This window comes from Bradyrhizobium genosp. SA-4 str. CB756 (assembly GCF_000473125.1).
GTDB classification, from domain to species: Bacteria; Pseudomonadota; Alphaproteobacteria; order Rhizobiales; family Xanthobacteraceae; genus Bradyrhizobium; species Bradyrhizobium arachidis.
This window is the reverse complement of sequence record NZ_KI421499.1, coordinates 1,058,268-1,071,599: the sequence shown is the minus strand read 5'-3', so window position 1 is coordinate 1,071,599 and position 13,332 is coordinate 1,058,268. Positions and strand designations below refer to the sequence as shown.

General features: G+C 63.1%; 15 protein-coding genes. 7 read left to right on the top strand and 8 right to left on the bottom strand.

What is annotated here, in order from left to right:
* Window positions 1–15 precede the first annotated feature (15 nt).
* Together BRAGE_RS0105100 and BRAGE_RS0105095 are read right to left on the bottom strand one after the other, a co-directional pair.
* Entirely contained in the window at window positions 16–2,760 is a 2,745-nt protein-coding gene (locus BRAGE_RS0105100; protein WP_027562456.1) for an EAL domain-containing protein, read from the bottom strand.
* Between the two features lie 58 nt (window positions 2,761–2,818).
* Window positions 2,819–4,069, bottom strand: coding sequence for a FecR family protein (locus BRAGE_RS0105095; protein ID WP_035729407.1), 1,251 nt, complete (start codon window positions 4,067–4,069; stop codon window positions 2,819–2,821).
* Between the two features lie 129 nt (window positions 4,070–4,198).
* On the opposite strand from BRAGE_RS0105095, the gene BRAGE_RS0105090 reads away from it, so the two are divergent.
* From BRAGE_RS0105090 to BRAGE_RS54200, 3 genes are all read left to right on the top strand, one after another.
* Window positions 4,199–5,995 (top strand): ShlB/FhaC/HecB family hemolysin secretion/activation protein, encoded by a 1,797-nt coding sequence (locus tag BRAGE_RS0105090; protein WP_027562454.1) that lies wholly within the window; start codon window positions 4,199–4,201, stop codon window positions 5,993–5,995.
* A gap of 152 nt (window positions 5,996–6,147) precedes the next feature.
* Window positions 6,148–6,978 (top strand): alpha/beta hydrolase, encoded by an 831-nt coding sequence (locus BRAGE_RS0105085; protein WP_027562453.1) that lies wholly within the window; start codon window positions 6,148–6,150, stop codon window positions 6,976–6,978.
* Between the two features lie 78 nt (window positions 6,979–7,056).
* Window positions 7,057–7,218 carry a hypothetical protein gene (locus tag BRAGE_RS54200; RefSeq protein WP_156950833.1) on the top strand — a complete coding sequence of 54 codons (162 nt, stop codon included), beginning with the start codon at window positions 7,057–7,059 and terminating at the stop codon, window positions 7,216–7,218.
* A gap of 189 nt (window positions 7,219–7,407) precedes the next feature.
* Here the strand turns inward: BRAGE_RS54200 and BRAGE_RS0105075 are convergent, their stop codons facing one another.
* From BRAGE_RS0105075 to BRAGE_RS0105065, 3 genes are all read right to left on the bottom strand, one after another.
* Entirely contained in the window at window positions 7,408–7,749 is a 342-nt protein-coding gene (locus BRAGE_RS0105075) for a phasin (protein WP_027562452.1), read from the bottom strand.
* A gap of 143 nt (window positions 7,750–7,892) precedes the next feature.
* Window positions 7,893–8,078 carry a hypothetical protein gene (locus BRAGE_RS0105070; protein WP_007612798.1) on the bottom strand — a complete coding sequence of 62 codons (186 nt, stop codon included), beginning with the start codon at window positions 8,076–8,078 and terminating at the stop codon, window positions 7,893–7,895.
* Between the two features lie 387 nt (window positions 8,079–8,465).
* Complete coding sequence (locus BRAGE_RS0105065; RefSeq protein WP_027562451.1) at window positions 8,466–8,930, bottom strand: hypothetical protein; 465 nt, start codon at window positions 8,928–8,930, stop codon at window positions 8,466–8,468.
* A gap of 198 nt (window positions 8,931–9,128) precedes the next feature.
* Here BRAGE_RS0105065 and BRAGE_RS0105060 point away from each other — a divergent pair, with 198 nt between their 5' ends.
* A complete protein-coding gene (locus BRAGE_RS0105060; protein ID WP_027562450.1) occupies window positions 9,129–9,485 on the top strand; it encodes a hypothetical protein in 357 nt (118 codons plus the stop codon).
* A gap of 47 nt (window positions 9,486–9,532) precedes the next feature.
* On the opposite strand, the gene BRAGE_RS0105055 is transcribed toward BRAGE_RS0105060, so the two are convergent.
* Together BRAGE_RS0105055 and BRAGE_RS0105050 are read right to left on the bottom strand one after the other, a co-directional pair.
* The gene (locus BRAGE_RS0105055) at window positions 9,533–10,108 is read right to left on the bottom strand and encodes a hypothetical protein (RefSeq protein ID WP_027562449.1); all 576 of its coding nucleotides are present in this window, start codon (window positions 10,106–10,108) and stop codon (window positions 9,533–9,535) included.
* A gap of 50 nt (window positions 10,109–10,158) precedes the next feature.
* Window positions 10,159–10,692 carry a GcrA family cell cycle regulator gene (locus BRAGE_RS0105050; RefSeq protein WP_027562448.1) on the bottom strand — a complete coding sequence of 178 codons (534 nt, stop codon included), beginning with the start codon at window positions 10,690–10,692 and terminating at the stop codon, window positions 10,159–10,161.
* A 165-nt stretch (window positions 10,693–10,857) separates the two neighbouring features.
* Here BRAGE_RS0105050 and BRAGE_RS0105045 point away from each other — a divergent pair, with 165 nt between their 5' ends.
* Both BRAGE_RS0105045 and BRAGE_RS0105040 read left to right on the top strand, forming a co-directional pair.
* Window positions 10,858–11,466 (top strand): S24 family peptidase, encoded by a 609-nt coding sequence (locus BRAGE_RS0105045; RefSeq protein ID WP_027562447.1) that lies wholly within the window; start codon window positions 10,858–10,860, stop codon window positions 11,464–11,466.
* Window positions 11,467–11,571: 105 nt separating this feature from the next.
* Window positions 11,572–11,847: a hypothetical protein gene (locus BRAGE_RS0105040; RefSeq protein WP_027562446.1), complete on the top strand. Its 276-nt coding sequence runs from the start codon at window positions 11,572–11,574 to the stop codon at window positions 11,845–11,847.
* A gap of 39 nt (window positions 11,848–11,886) precedes the next feature.
* Here BRAGE_RS0105040 and BRAGE_RS0105035 read toward each other — a convergent pair whose 3' ends face one another.
* Complete coding sequence (locus BRAGE_RS0105035) at window positions 11,887–12,861, bottom strand: quinone oxidoreductase family protein (protein ID WP_027562445.1); 975 nt, start codon at window positions 12,859–12,861, stop codon at window positions 11,887–11,889.
* A 224-nt stretch (window positions 12,862–13,085) separates the two neighbouring features.
* Between BRAGE_RS0105035 and BRAGE_RS0105030 the strand changes: the two genes are divergently transcribed.
* Complete coding sequence (locus BRAGE_RS0105030) at window positions 13,086–13,271, top strand: hypothetical protein (protein ID WP_027562444.1); 186 nt, start codon at window positions 13,086–13,088, stop codon at window positions 13,269–13,271.
* The last annotated feature ends 61 nt before the right edge of the window (window positions 13,272–13,332 follow it).

The window sequence follows — 13,332 nt, the reverse complement described above, 5'->3', positions numbered from 1 at the left end:
GCTATCGAGGGCGCTTCAGGCGGCGCTGACGGCTTCGAGTTCAGCGGTGAGAAATTGTGTCTCGAACGCCGCGGCAGGCATCGGACGGCCGAAGAAATAGCCCTGCCCTTCCTCGCATCCCATGCTGACCAGAAAGTCGGCCGTGGCGCGATTCTCGATGCCTTCGGCCACGACTGTCAGACCGAGCTGCTTGCTGAGGCCAATCGTCGATCCGACGATCGCAGCATCGTCGGAATCGGCGAGCAGGTCGAGCACGAACGAGCGGTCGATCTTGAGGCCATCCAGCGGAAACTTCTTCAGATAGCTCAGACTAGCGTAGCCCGTACCGAAATCGTCGAACAGGATGCGCACGCCGAGCTGCTGGATCCGCTTGAACATGTCGAGCACGCGAGCCTCGTCATGGAGCAGGATGTCTTCGGTGACCTCGAGCTCGAGCAGCGAGGCCGTGAGCCCCGTCGTGTCGAGCAGGGTCGCAACCGAATGCGCGAGATCGCCGGAGTGGAGCTGCGACGGCGACAGGTTGATCGCGACGCGCACGCTGCTGCCTGACAACTCCCAGGCGCGCGCCTGACGAGCGGCAGTCTCCATCACCCAGGTCGCGATTCGCTCGGAGAGCGCCGAGGTGTTGACCACCGGCATGAACTCGCCGGGCGACACGTGGCCGCGCAGGGGATGCCGCCAGCGGATGAGCGCTTCAGCGCCGACCAGGCCGCCGTCAACCAGCCGAACCTGGGGCTGGTAGAACAACTCAAACTCGCCTCGGTCTGCGGCAAGCGCCAGTTCGCTCTCCAGCGTCAGCCGGTTCTCCAGTTCTTGCCGGATCGCGTTCTCGAAGATCACGTGGCTGCCGCGCCGCGTCAGCTTCGCCTTGGTAAGTGCGAGATGGCCGTTGCTCAGGAGATCGTCGGCGTTGTGCCCGCCTTCCGGATAGACGGCGACGCCGAGGCTGATCCGCACGCGATGCTGGCGCGTGCCCGTCGTGAGCGGAGCCTCGAACGCGCGCGTGATGCGCTCGGCGAACTCCGCAATCGGCTCGCCGCCATCTGCGCTTTCGCGCCCAATGGCAAATTCATCGCCGCTGAGCCGGGCAACGACTGAGCGATCTCCGGCCTGCTCCTTCAGGCGATCAGCGACCGCCTGCAGCACGAGGTCGCCGGCGGAATGACCCAGCATGTCGTTGATGCGCTGGAAGCCGTCGAGCCCGATCACCAGCAGCGCAACCTCGCAGGAGCGCCGCTCCGCATCCGCAATCATGTCGACCAGCCCGGCATGCAGCATATTGCGGTTGGCAAGCCCCGTCAGCGCGTCGTGTTCGGCAAGATATCGGACACGTTCGGCTTCGCGCTTGCGAACCGAAATGTCGCGCAGGATCGCTCCGTACTGGAAACCGTCCGTTCCCTGCCAGCCCGAGAAGCTCGCTTCGACGGGGAACGTCTCGCCGTTCTTGCGCCGGCCCACGAACTCGACGACGACGGCACCGCCGGGCACCAGCAGCGCCTGGCGCGCCGCATCACGCATGGCGAAGGTCTTTGCGCCGGCATCCGCGGGCACCGCACAGAGCGCCTCGAACGGCTGCCCGATCATTTCAGCCGGCATGTAACCGAAGATCGCGCTCGCGCCGGGATTCCACACCGTAATCCGGTGATCCTCGTCGGTGCAGACCAGACCGTCGCCGAGCGACATTGCGATACGATGAAAGCGGCTTTCGGCGATGCGCCCTAGAAGACCGCGGAAATCGATCTCGTCGAGCGCGATCGCCGTCAGATAGGCGATGATCGCGATATGAAACAGCGACGTGTCGATGATGAGCGGCCATTTTGCCTGCACGAGGGCAGCGGCCAGCTCGATGCCGGCCCCCGCTGCAACGAGGACCGCGACGCGGACGCCGGGTGCGAAGCGGCGCCACGAATACATCATCAGCAGGCAGATCAGACCCAAGCCAATGAACATGCCGGCATCTGAGGTCCAGCGCAGCATGCGGTTCTGCAGGATCGATTCCGCAGCGAGCGCCTGGAGGGCGGGCCCCGAGATGATCTTGCCGTTGGGAACGCTGAACCGGTCGCCCAGCTCAAGCGCCGTGGCGCCGACGATGATCTTCTTGTCTCTCAACTTGTCCAGGGTCGCGGCGTCGCCGCGCAGCACGTCGGAATAGGAGACGGTTGGAATGGAGGACGCGCGAATGCTGTAATCGATCAGGAAGGGCGGCCGCCGATTGGCGTCCTGCCCGGCCAGCACGACGGCCATCGACGGCATCTGGGAGTCGCCGAGCTTTTCACCAACCGGATAACGGCGGACGAGCCCGTCGGATTCAATCGCGACATTGACGACGGCCGGCCACGACTGGTTACTGAATGGCTTCAAGGGACGATTGATGTGCGCCGTGCCGCCGTTTGGCGCCGGCTGCTTGAAGGACGGCAGGATCGTCGAACCGCCGACTTCGCGAAGCGCCGTGAGGAAGGCCGCGTCCGAGGCCGGATCCGACGGCGTGCTGAAATCGACGTCGAAGGCGACGTCCTGCGCGCCCGCCGCTTCGAGCCTGTGCAACAGCTCGGCGTGGAGCCGCCGCGGCCACGGCCAAAACCCGATCTGGTCGATCGAGGGCGCGTCGATAGCCACCACGACGACGTTGCCGGTCGCCGGACGCGATTGCCAGGCGAAACGCAGATCGGTGAGCGCATTGCGAAGCGCGCCATGCCATCCCGTGGACAGCACGACCGCCAGCGCGATCACGACCAGAATATGCGGCCGATAGCGTTTCACCCGATCCTCCCGCACACCCGCTTCAGCGCGTGCGCCCCCTCACCCCTTGGAATTGGCGTCAGTGCCGGCCGTTACCGTGGCCGTTGCTGCCGTTACCGCCGCCATTTCCGTTGCCGTTACCGTTGTTGCCCTTGCCGTTCCCGGTGGCACCGCTATTGCCGTTACCGTTTCCGTTGTTGCCGTTATTCCCGTTATCGTTGTTGCCGGCGTTTCCATTGCCATTGTTGCCATTCTTGCCTGACGCATCGCTGGTCGACCCAGCGCTGGTCGCAACAGTCGTCGTCGCACTTGTCGACGAAGAGGTGGCACTGACCGCAGCAGCACTGCTGCTCGTGGTAGCGGCCGTCACGGTCGAACTGTTCGCGGCCGTTGTCGTCGTGCTCGTCTTGCTATCGCTCCAGACCGTCTCGGTATTGGTGCTGGCGTTCGCGTTGCGCACCTGTCCGGGAGCAGTCGCGCCGTGAGCAAGCCCGTTCGTGACCTTGTGGAAGTTCAGCTTGACCTCGCCGAGCGAGCTCGAGATGCGGACGACGCCGGCTTTGGGCGCGTGGGCTCCGCTCGCCTGATGCGATTGCTTCGGCGCGCCGACTGCCTTCGCTCCCTTGTCGATCGGACCAAGCGCGTGGATCGCATGACCGTTGGCCGCATTGCGCGGCGCCGACAGGCCCGACTTCGGCACGGGGACGCGCTCGATCGTCGAGGCACGCGGCTTGCCCTGCTCGATCGGATTGAAGGTACCGGCACCACCCAGGCTGAGGCCGGGCTTGCCGTGCTCGAAGGCGGTCGCCGATTGTCCCGGCATGACCTGGGCGATCTGTCCCGTCTTGAAGTCAGAGACTTCGACCTGGCCGCGGAGCACGCCGACCTTGGTGCTGCCTGTCCCCACGGTGACGCTAAACTGCGTTCCCTTGACGACGGCGGCGAGATAGGGCGTCTCGACCTCGAAATGCTTGACGTTACGCTTCTCGACCTCGAGCAGGATCGAGCCCGCCTGCTGGATGATCGTGGTCGAAAGCCCCTCCTTCTTCTCGGCGGGTAAGCCGACCACCGAGTTCGGAGAGATCAAAATGGTTTCTTCACCGCGGACGAGCAGCACGCGTCCGTTGCGGCCGGTGCGAATGGTATCGCCCGGCTTGAGCGTGCCGTCCTGATTCAGCGACACGGGCTGCGCACCATCGGTGGCAAGCCAGACCTCGCCTGAGGACTTGCTGACCGACCAGACACCATCGTCCGCAGCGTGCGCAGCAGAAGCCATTCCCAGGATCAGCGCAGCCACGAAGGCGCACCGCATTCCAACTCTGCCGCGCATGATGACCCTCAGTCCCCGTTACAGGCGGACCCCGACGTATCCGAAATCACTCAACATAGAATTAGCGGGAAGCAACTGGTCGGCAGGTACCATTAACGTTTCATTGACCATAAAAAACTAAGAAAAATCATGCGGCTAGCGAACCTTTACCGGCTCATGGGAATTTCTCCGTTGAACTACGGAGAGCGGTTCGTCACCCAGGTTGCAAAGCGGCATGTCCTCGCCGCGCTGGCGTTCGCGGCACCAATTCTTACGGGCGTTCCGCAGGCTTTCGCGCAGCAGGCGAACCAGCCCGGCTTCGATCCGCGACAGCCGGAGAAATACTTTGAAAACCAATCCGAACAGGAATCGCTGAGACGTCCTGCGGTCAGACTGCCGACGGTTGGCCAGCCCAACACCGGCGGCGACACCAGGCCGCAATTCGTCCTGCGCGGCGTCACTGTCAGCGGCGCCCATGCCATTTCCGGCGATCGCATCGCTACGGTCTATCAATCTTATCTCGGCAAGAAGGTCTCGCAGGCCGACCTCGCCGCGATCGCAGGCGCGATCAGCGATCTCTATCGCGCCGCCGGCTTCCACTTAAGCCGCGCGATCGTGCCGCCGCAGGACATCGCCGACGGTCGTGTCCGCGTCCAGGTGATCGAAGGCGCCATCGTGGACGCCGAGCTGAAAGGCGACGGCGCCGAGCAGTTCGGCGTGAGGCCGATGCTCGCTCCGGTTCTGGCCGAACAGCCGTCGCGCCTCGCAACGCTCGAACGCCAGCTCTTCCTGATCAACGGCAGGCCGGGTGTCCGGATCACCGATACCGCGCTCAAGGAGATTGGCGGCGCGACCGGCCGCTTCCGTCTCACGGTCTATGTCAAGACCTGGCACGTTTTCACGTCGTTCGGTCTGGACAATCTCGGCTCGTCCTCGGTCGGCCCCTGGCAGACCTACGCGACCGGCGCGTTCAACTCCTATCTCACGCCCGGCGACACGCTGGCGGTCAACCTGTCGACCATTGCCAACGATCCACGCGAACTCGGCTTTGCGCGCCTCTCCTATGACGCGCCTGTTGGCGTCGACGGCGTGCGTCTCGGCGCGTCGGTCCTGTACAGCGCGGTGCGGCCGGGCGACGCCCGCCGCCTCGACAGCGACATCACCACGACCGAGGCTTTCGAGCTGCGTGCCGGCATCGTGCCGTTGCAGTCGCAATCCTCCACGCTGACGCTGACAGCGGCGACGACCTTCAGCAACGTCTCCGAGCACGATGTTTACGGCCCCTGGTACAACGACCACATCAGGACCGCGAGCCTGACCGCCGACTACCGGCTGCAGGATCGCTTCGGCGGCACCAATTTCACGACAATGACCTACCGCCAGGGCCTCGACATCTTCGGCGCCTCGCATTTCGACGACGATCTCTTGTCGCGCGACGGCGCGTCCTCGAACTTCTCCGTGCTGAATTTCTGGTTCACGCGGTATCAGACGCTGAACGACGCCTGGTCGCTCAAGCTCTCGGCGGCAGGCCAGACCGCATCGCGGCCGCTGTTCACCTCGCAGCAATTCTATCTCGGCGGCGCGGCCTTCGGCCGAGGCTACGGCGCGGCCGAGATCAGCGGCGACAACGGTCTTGCCGGCTCGCTCGAAGTGCGCTTCGACCAGAAGCTGAATTTCCGCTACTGGAGCGGCTATCAGCTCTACGCCTTTGGCGACGCTGGCGCGGTCTGGAACGACGGCTACCGTCTGGGCGACGGCCTCTCGCTGACATCGGCCGGGGCCGGCGTGCGGTTCTTCCTGCCGGACGATTTCCTGGCCGATTTCGGCGTGGCCGTCCCCTTGAGCTACCGGGCGCCGGACAACGAGCGCCGCAGCCCGCGTTTCCTGTTCACGTTGTCGAGCGCGTTCAGGCTCTGCCCAGAACACGGCACGGGCGGCTGCCTCTAGCCGCGCGAACCGCCGCCGTCGCATGCCTTGATGCGGCCCTTTTGCGGCGCTTCTCACAGACTTGCCTAAATTTAATCCCGTAACCTGCTCACGATCGCTCGATCCGGGAGTTCCCAATGACCATGTTCAGCCGAAAGTGATTGAGACGGACCATGAAAAGGGTGTTTGCAATCCTGGCGTTCCTTTGCGTTCTCGGCGTCGGCCAGTATTTCGTGGTCAGCCGGTTCGCGATCCGCCATGAGACGTTGTCCTTGTTCGACGCCTCCCGCCAGCGGCCGATCTCGGTCGAGATCGCGGTGCGGCGCGATTACGAGAACAAGGCCAATCTCGGCCTCTGGAAGCTCCCGCTTGCCGTCATCAGCAACGGCAACACCGTCAAGGCCACCGAGTATTCCTTCCTTGCCAACGTGCTCGCCGCGCGTGGCTATCTCGTTGCCAGCCTCCAGCAAGACCTGCCGAGCGATCCGCCATTGATGACCCATGTCGGCCAGCAATATGTCGGCCGGCGCGAGGTCTATATTCGCTGCGAGGCCAACATCCTCTTCACGCTGGGCGAGTTGAAGCGGCGGCAGGAGAACGTCGATTACGACCACATCACCCTCGTCGGGCATTCCAATGGCGGCGACGTCTCCATGTATGTCGCCCATCAGCATCCGGAGCTGGTGTCGAAGGTGATCACGCTCGACAATTTGCGGGTGCCTTTCGTGCTCAGCGACCATTTGAAGATTTTGTCGTTCCGCTCCAAGGATCCGCACTTCCAGACCGATCCCGGCGTGCTGCCGACGCCGGAAGAGGCGAAGGCGCGCGGCATCGACATCGTCCATACCGGCGCACAGCACACCGAGATGAGCGATCGCGGCCCCGACGCGGTCAAGGAGAAGATCCAGGCAACGCTCGACCGCTTCCTGCGCGACAGCGCCAGCAGCGCGCTCGCACCGGCCGACACGAGAAGCCCGATGATCATGAATCCGGGCGACTACTAGCCGGGTGCGCCTTGCGGCAGATCAAGGCCGCACCGGGCAGGCCGCGATAGCAAGAGCCTCACCATCCCGGAGAGGCCCGTGTCGCACCTGATCGAAAGCGTTCATACGGAAAGTCTTGAACTGCCCGCGGCAAAAACGCCGGGATTCGCGCGGCCGATCTATCGTTCGGTCCGCAGGCTGCTGCGGGCGATCATCGCTCGCATCGATCTCTCGCAATTTCCGCGATCGTGCTGCGGGTGAGTGCGATGCTTCGCGCGTGTGCCGCAACATGCAAATCCCTGCCGGAGGACCGACAGGGATCAGCAGAAAGGATGACGGACGGCGAATGGATCCATTCGGTGGCCCGTCATGGACCTGCACCAGCATCGAAATGCGGATCGCGGCGTCAGGCAAGATCAATTTGTGGGCACGCCCTGGACGAGCAGAGAATCAGGACTTGCCCTTGCCCGGTTGCATGAAGCTGCCGGTCATCTGGCGCATGTGATCTCCGGCGCTGGTGAACTGGCTGCGCAGGAAGTCGGACTGGATTCGCATGGCTTCCTGAAGGTCGGTGGCATGGACGAGCTTGCGTGCATGCTCGAAGGCCGACTTCATGTTCTGCTCAGTGAAAGCGAGCGCCTGCTTCGAGACCTCGGTGCCCGCTCCGGGAACCGACGTCATTGATTTGGTGGCAGCGTCGAAAAACATGCCGAAGGCCTTTTCGGCCTGGTCAATCGTCTTCTCGGCCAAGTCGCGCAGTTCGGCCGGAACTTCGAGCTTCGGTTCGATCATGGTCGCACTCCTCCCTTTTTCTTAACTAATTACCACACTTGCCCAATCGGCTGCCAGCGGCCAGACCCGGACAAACGTCGTCCGGCGGTCCGGCTGCTGGCAGGAAACGAAGGACAAGGCGTAAGACCGGCGCGCCGCCAGGCTCAGGACAGGGGGTGTTCGGGGAGGGTTTCTTCGGTGGCGAGGTCTTCGACGAGCTTAATGACCTCGAAGCGCTGTCGAGGCGCGAGCTTCAGAAACGCGCGGAGCAGGCGCAGGCTTTCGACGGTGCCGCTTGCTGGGGCGCCGAGCTTGAGGTGCAGTTCAGCCGCGAAATTGAGGTTTTTCATCTCGCACCTATGACAAGCATCGGCATTCGTGATCCGATATCGAGGCCCCACTCAGAGCCGAACGCCATGACCGAACGTCGCGGTGACGGTCAGTTGGCGGCCGGGTGGCCCCGTCGGGTAGCACGCTGAACGACATATCCGAACGGACGGGCTCAACCAATCAGGTTGCAATTATGCCAAGAAACAACCCATCCGGCAAGTCCAACCATCGACCTAGCGATGCTTCGTCCGCATCGGACCATGCCAATTCCGGATAACAGGAATATCGATCCTCGTCACCCACCTGCGTCAAGAAGCAGCATTAATCACGCACAGAGCCTCAATCGCTGTCAATCGGCACAGCGTTTCACGGTGTTTCCGATGTGAACGGGGATGGGCGAGGTCAGATTAAAGTTTCTTCAGAGTATACACGTAATTGTTGAGTCCGACCTCGGCGGTTGTACCGTCGACGAAATGAACGTCGATCTCGCAGCCGGTCTCCAGCGTCCTGATCGTCGCGCCAGTGAAGCCGAGCGAGGCGGCAAGCGCCTTGGGAACGGCTTTCTTGTCGGCGCGCTGCATCTCGTCGAATGCTCCCTGGAAGATCATGTCGGGAGTGTAGTCCGTCACCTTGTACTGCGGCTTCGCGCAGGCAAAGGGCCGTGGCCCCGATATCTCTTTCGTCTTGAAGACAACCGCCTTGCCCATCAGCCGCGTCCGCTCGATGTCGTCAGGCTTGCGGTGTGGATCGGCCCATGGTGCGACCGCCGCGGTCGTGAAGGTCCAGCTGCCCACGTAGAAGGGATCGGCGGCCGCAGCCGGGAGGGCCATACCCAGCCACGCCAGGAAGCAAACGATGCCGGTGATTTTCATCTGACGGTCCCTCAAGCTCTCGGCCTTGGACTCGCCTTCCTGCATCGAGGTTCATCGCTGCGGATATGTTTCTGCCCGTGAACCGCCATTCAAGATCGCGCGACAAAGCGGTTGCGGAACGGCCACGCGGATCACGGGCGCCATGGCCGATGGACTCAAAATCGATTCGGGCGCGCCTCAGCACCAAAGGACGACGGCATGCTTTCTCGCTGCGATCTCATCAAGGGCGCCGCGGTCGCGCTTTTCACCCTCTCGATACAAGGCGCATGGGCGCAGGAGACCAGGATGAATCTGTTCAAGATCGTCACCATCAAGGACGAAATCGTCATCGGATTGTCGGCGGAGGAGCTGCAGGCGCTCGGCGGCAATGATGCGAGCGCGGTTGCGCACGCGCTGGCGCAAAAGGGCGACCTCACCGTCTGGCAATACAACGTGCATCGCGGCCCAAGCGGCGAATTGCAGCAGGCGCCGACCGCCAAGATCGGGCTTCTGGCCAACGCCTCGCTCCGGGTCGAGCCCTACACGACCCCTTACCAGATCGTGCCGCACCCGTAAGCGGCGGACCGGCACGCCTACGGCCGAAGACCGCAGGCGTGCCGTCATCATTTGCGGCGGACTGCACGCTTCGTCCCCGCTTCCGTCGCAAACCCGTAGATCAGCGCCAGCCGGTCCAGGCATTCGCGAAAGCGCCGTGCAAAATAGTCGTTCCAGCGCTGCGTACGGACCGCGCGACGCTCTCCGATCTGGTCCATGGTGAGCCCCAGCACCAGCACGTCGTGCACCAGCGCCGCGCCGTCGGTGCCGAGCTCGCGCTCGACGCGGTTCAGCCGCAGCACCGCCTGGCGCTGGCTCTCGGTCAGAGGCTCGCGCGTGCTTGTACCATCGACATATTCGCGCGTCGTATCCACCGCCTGCGGCCCCCGCTCCGCCCTCTCCCAATCGTTCTGAAAGGCGCGTCCGCCGCGGTATTGCGCCTCGTCGATCTGATGGTGCGAATGCAGCCGGCCGAGCGGATCGCTGCGGACCGAGCGGATCGCCATGATCTTCTCGCCGGGATCGAGCGCCAATGGATTGTCGACCTCGACCTCGGCCACGTCGGCATTGAACGGCATCTCGCGCGAGCGCCGGTCATAGATCCCGGTCAATTTGTAGGATTTGTTGCGTCGGGCACGTGCCACTCGGATACTCCTTGCAGGATTGACGATTGGACAGGCAGATGGCCGCCAGCTCAGGCGGCGAAGACCAGCCTCAGCACAACGGGACCGGCCGTACGGGCGGGCGCAACTCCGGCCCGGCGCGTCAGGCGCGCATGCGGCGTGCAATAGCTGGAGCCTGACTGGCGCGGATGTCCGCAGAAGGTGATCTCCTCCCCGTCCCTGTCGCCGCCATAGGGATAGCGGCAATCGCCGGCTGCAAGTTCAGCGAACGAGATCAGGCGCGGCTGGACGCCGACGCAGCGCAGCTTCACCCGTGCGGCGGGCTTCATCGCGGATTTCGGCGGCAGAATCAGGTTCGGCAATGCCGGGCGATGTGCCGAAAGCAAACAGGTCTCGCCCGGCAAGCACGGCACGATCGGCGGACTCGTCACCCGTGCCGACCCGACAAGTCCGAGCCGCTTGACCCGGCCCGCCACGGCATTGCGCGTGTAAGCCGTTCCAAACCTTGCGTTAATCTCTCTCCCGATCTCCGCATAGGATAGTCCTTTGAGAAAATAGTCGCGAAGCGCGTCGGAGTGCTCCGACGGCCAATGACCCAGTTCCATGCTGCTGTCCTGTGATGCGCCTTCTCCGGTCGCACGACCGGAGGCGAGATACACATTCCGGTATTCCGAAGAGAGAGTCAAGCAATAATTCTGATATTCATAATTGCATTTATTCCGAATTCCGGACTACAAGAGGGCAGCCGATGGGCAATCGAGGGAATCACCATGTTGGACGTTGCGATGATCGAGCGGGGCCTGGAGAAGACGGGCAAGAGCAAGGGCGGCCTGGCGGCGGCGATGGGCGTGCGGCCCGGCGCGGTGTCGGAGATCCTCGGCGGCGAGCGCCTCGTGAAAGCCTCCGAAATCATTCCGATCATGGAATATCTCGAGCTCAACCTCGCGCCGATCATGGGACGCGTCGGGGCCGGCGCGGTGATCGAGCCGGACTACGAACAGGTTCCGCCCGATGGGCTCGGCGACATCACGCTGCCCTTCCCCATCATGGAAGAGACGATCGCATTCGAGATCGTGGGCGATTCGATGCTGCCCAAATACGAGAGCGGCGACGTGATCGTGGTCTACAAGGACCAGCGTCATCCGCTGTCGAGCTTCTACGGCGAAGAGGCCGTGGTCCGGCTCAAGACCGGGGAGCGCTATTTGAAGACCATCGAGCGGGGCAAATCCCCTTCCGTCGTCAATCTCACCAGCTTCAATGCCAAGCCGATCGTCGGCGTAAAGCTCGACTGGGTCGGGGAAATCTGCCTCTCCATGCCCAAGGGGCAGCTCGAGCGGCTGCGCGCCAAATCGGCCCGCCCCCGCAAGAAAGGCAAATAGGGGCGATCGAGCGATTTCCGATTTTTGGAAATCGCGCTTGACTTAATTCCGTTTTTCGGAAATACTCTGCCGCGCTTCCGACGAGGGGCGCGGCAGGATCGTTTCATGCAGTATTTCGTCGTGATGATCGACTACGGACGGCGCGGCCGCGAGGCGATCGTCGATCCCGAAATCACGCGGCGCGAGGTCATCTCGCGCATCGTCGCGGGTGAATATCAGAACATCTCGTTCATCCACGAGATCGCGGAGTCTTCGGTCGAGGACGTCACCGAGGCCATCCTGACCGAGGCCGCCCTCCCCCAGATTCCGCCCGAAGATGTCGATCTCCAGGCGATCCGACTCGATCACGCCCGCGACCTGCGCAAGCACGAGCGGACGTGACGCAGGGATAGCGAGCCTGCGCCAACGCCCAACGGGAGATCACACCGTCAGCACGGTCGATCCCGTGGTCTTGCGCGCGGCGAGATCGGCGTGCGCCTTGGCCGCGTCCTTCAACGGGTAGGTCTGGTGCACCTCGATCTTGACCGCGCCGGACTTCACGACATCGAACAGCTCGTTCGCCATCGCCACGAGATTCTCGCGTTTGGCGGCGTAGGTGAACAGCGTTGGCCGGGTGACGTAGAGCGAGCCCTTCTGGGCCAGCAGGCCGAGATTGAGCGGTTCGACCGCGCCGGAAGACTGACCGAACAGCGCGACGACGCCGAGCGGCGCGAGACAGTCCAGCGACTTCAGAAACGTGTCCTTGCCTACGGAATCGTACACCACCGGCACCTTCTTGCCACCGGTGATCTCGTCGACGCGCTTCACGAAATCCTCGCGCGTATAGATGATCACGTGGTCACAGCCATGCGCCTTGGCGAGCTTCGCCTTCTCGTCATTGCTGACGGTGCCGATCACGGTCGCGCCGAGATGCTTGGCCCATTGGCTCAGGATCAGCCCGACGCCGCCGGCGGCGGCATGCAGCAGGATCGTGTCGCCCGCCTTCACCCGATAGGTCTGGCGGATCAGATATTGCGTCGTCAACCCCTTCAGCATCATCGCCGCCGCGGTCTTGTCGTCGACGCCGTCAGGCAACTTCAACAAGCGGTCGGCAGGGATCAGCCGAGCTTCGGAATAGGCGCCGAGCGGCGAAGCGCCATAGGCGACACGATCACCCGGCTTCAAATCGGTGACGCCGGGTCCGACTTCCTCGATCACGCCGGCTGCCTCGCTGCCGAGCCCGCTCGGCAATTGCGCGGGATAGAGACCCGAACGGTTGTAGATGTCGACGAAGTTGAGACCGACCGCGGTGTGGCGAATGCGCGCTTCGCCCGGTCCGGGCTTGCCGACATTGACCTCCTCCCAGACCAGGACTTCCGGACCGCCGGTCTTGTGAAAGCGAATGGCATGCGTCATGGGCGTTGCTCCCTTATCGTTGAGGTGAAGTCCGAACACCGGATCGGCCTGTGAAATAGGCATTTAGTCCGCCCGTTACAGTACAGAGCCGTAACAAGAATGTCACAGCGAACCACAAACGTCGGCCGTTCCGTCTCTGTTCGAAAGAGTTGATGGCAGCCTTCGGGCAACCGGCAGTAGCCTTCGCGCGGGGTTTGATGGGTCGCCTGCGAAGGAGAACCGAGATGCCAGCTTATGTACAGCATCATCAGGATATCGAAATCGCGCCTGTGATTTGCCCGACGTGCATGGGGTTCCTGCCGATGTATGTCCGCGAGGTCGAACCGCATTGGAGCCTTGCCAAGATCGACTTCGTCTATGAATGCGCCGATTGCGGCGCCGAGGTCAGACAAACCATCCGCAAGCACTGATCGCGCGAACGGCGCGACCTGCGCAAGTATTTGCGTTTCGCGGAAAAAACGCCGTTCACGC

What these genes read in the sequence shown, in the direction of transcription:
- BRAGE_RS0105095 (WP_035729407.1), bottom strand. Translation starts at nt 4,069, where the DNA reads ATGCGCGGCAGAGTTGGAATGCGGTGCGCCTTCGTGGCTGCGCTGATC.
- BRAGE_RS0105090 (WP_027562454.1), top strand. Translation starts at nt 4,199, where the DNA reads ATGCGGCTAGCGAACCTTTACCGGCTCATGGGAATTTCTCCGTTGAAC.
- BRAGE_RS0105085 (WP_027562453.1), top strand. Translation starts at nt 6,148, where the DNA reads ATGAAAAGGGTGTTTGCAATCCTGGCGTTCCTTTGCGTTCTCGGCGTC.
- BRAGE_RS0105075 (WP_027562452.1), bottom strand. Translation starts at nt 7,749, where the DNA reads ATGATCGAACCGAAGCTCGAAGTTCCGGCCGAACTGCGCGACTTGGCC.
- BRAGE_RS0105070 (WP_007612798.1), bottom strand. Translation starts at nt 8,078, where the DNA reads ATGAAAAACCTCAATTTCGCGGCTGAACTGCACCTCAAGCTCGGCGCC.
- BRAGE_RS0105065 (WP_027562451.1), bottom strand. Translation starts at nt 8,930, where the DNA reads ATGAAAATCACCGGCATCGTTTGCTTCCTGGCGTGGCTGGGTATGGCC.
- BRAGE_RS0105060 (WP_027562450.1), top strand. Translation starts at nt 9,129, where the DNA reads ATGCTTTCTCGCTGCGATCTCATCAAGGGCGCCGCGGTCGCGCTTTTC.
- BRAGE_RS0105050 (WP_027562448.1), bottom strand. Translation starts at nt 10,692, where the DNA reads ATGGAACTGGGTCATTGGCCGTCGGAGCACTCCGACGCGCTTCGCGAC.
- BRAGE_RS0105045 (WP_027562447.1), top strand. Translation starts at nt 10,858, where the DNA reads ATGTTGGACGTTGCGATGATCGAGCGGGGCCTGGAGAAGACGGGCAAG.
- BRAGE_RS0105040 (WP_027562446.1), top strand. Translation starts at nt 11,572, where the DNA reads ATGCAGTATTTCGTCGTGATGATCGACTACGGACGGCGCGGCCGCGAG.
- BRAGE_RS0105035 (WP_027562445.1), bottom strand. Translation starts at nt 12,861, where the DNA reads ATGACGCATGCCATTCGCTTTCACAAGACCGGCGGTCCGGAAGTCCTG.
- BRAGE_RS0105030 (WP_027562444.1), top strand. Translation starts at nt 13,086, where the DNA reads ATGCCAGCTTATGTACAGCATCATCAGGATATCGAAATCGCGCCTGTG.